Origin of the sequence: Paenibacillus sp. E194 (genome assembly GCF_000935845.1) — a bacterium.
Lineage (GTDB): Bacteria > Bacillota > Bacilli > Paenibacillales > Paenibacillaceae > Paenibacillus_B > Paenibacillus_B alvei_B.
Genome location: NZ_JMDX01000481.1, coordinates 1 through 1510 on the forward strand (window position 1 = coordinate 1; position 1510 = coordinate 1510).

Sequence of the window (1510 nt, forward strand, 5' to 3'; positions counted from 1 at the left end):
AACTCCGTACGGGGCGCCACATACTCCACGCCAACCATCGCATGTCCTTCCGGCTCCGGCAGCGCTCGGCGATCGATCTTCCCGTTCGGCGTCAACGGCAGACGCTCCAGTTGCACGAAGAACGGCGGAATCATATAGCTTGGAAGCTGCCGTCCCAGCCATTGGCGCAGTTCTGCCGCTTCCCATGTTCCTTTCGCCACAACGTAGGCGCACAAGTACGGATCGCCGTGTGCATCCTCACGAGCGATGACAATCGTTTCTTTAACTCGCTCGTGCCGCATCAACTGATTCTCGATTTCGCCCGTTTCAATCCGGTACCCACGAATTTTTACCTGATGATCAATCCGACCCCAGTATTCCATGTTTCCGTCTGAAAGCCATCTTCCCACATCCCCCGTGCGATACATGCGTTCCCCAGGCACGAACGGATCGTCCACAAATTTCTCCGCCGTCAGCTCCGGACGCTTCAGATAGCCTCGTGCCAATCCTACTCCGGCAATATACAGCTCTCCTGGCACGCCAATCGGTTGCGGCCTCCGATTCTCGTCCAGTACGTACATCCGCGTATTGGACAGCGGTTTTCCAATCGGAATGTTCGCTTCCTCTCCTTCTATGCGGTACGCCGTACAAATGACGGTGCTTTCCGTCGGCCCGTACGTATTCCATACCTCATAATTCACCGGCTTATACCCCTTGACCTTATCCGAGCCGGTCAGCAGCAAACGCAAACTGCGATTCTCCAGCTCCAACAACAGCTCGTGCATTTGCGGCGGCAGCCACGTAATCGTAATTCCGTTGTCGTGGTAATAGTCGTTCAGCGCGTGAATATCCAACCGGATTTCTTCTGGGATAATATAAACGCTCGCACCTGATATCAGGTACGGGAACAGTTCCCACACCGAAGCGTCGAATGCCCCAGACGCATATTTCGCGCTGCGATCCGCTTCTGTCACCCCGTAGAATCGTTGATGCCATACGCTCAAATTGACCAGGGAATGATGCTCGATCATTACCCCTTTCGGTTTTCCGGTCGACCCCGACGTATAGATGACGTACGCAAGATGTTGAGAGCTCGCTTCTGATTCTGTCGCTACCTGCGATAGTTCGGCTGCAGCTGCTTCACGCTCGCCTTCCCATCTGCTAACGCATTCACTGTCATCCCAATCACTGTCATCCAAACTATCCAGACGCAGTTCCACCAGTTGGCTCGAATAAGTTTCCATTCGTCCAGCGGCTTGTCCGTCCCTCGTCTCGAGCTGTTCTTTCAAATGCGGCTGAACAAGCAGCAGCGAGGCACCCGAATCTTCCAGCATATAGCGGATCCGTTCTTCCGGATGCTCCGGATCAATCGGCAAGAACGCGCCTCCAGCTTTCAATACACCCAAGATGCCTACAATCATTTCGAGCGAGCGTTCCGCCATTAGCCCCACAATTCCATCTGGCTGCACGCCCTGCCTTCTCAGCGTTCGTGCCAATCGGCTCGCCTGTTCGTCCAGTTCCCGGTATGTCA

1 protein-coding gene is annotated in these 1510 nt (G+C 54.6%); it reads right to left on the reverse strand.

Features of this window, described 5'->3' with window-relative positions; all coding sequences use genetic code 11:
- The coding region (locus tag AZ66_RS29070) for an amino acid adenylation domain-containing protein (RefSeq protein WP_044358113.1) at positions 1 to 1510 on the reverse strand (1510 nt) is incomplete at both ends.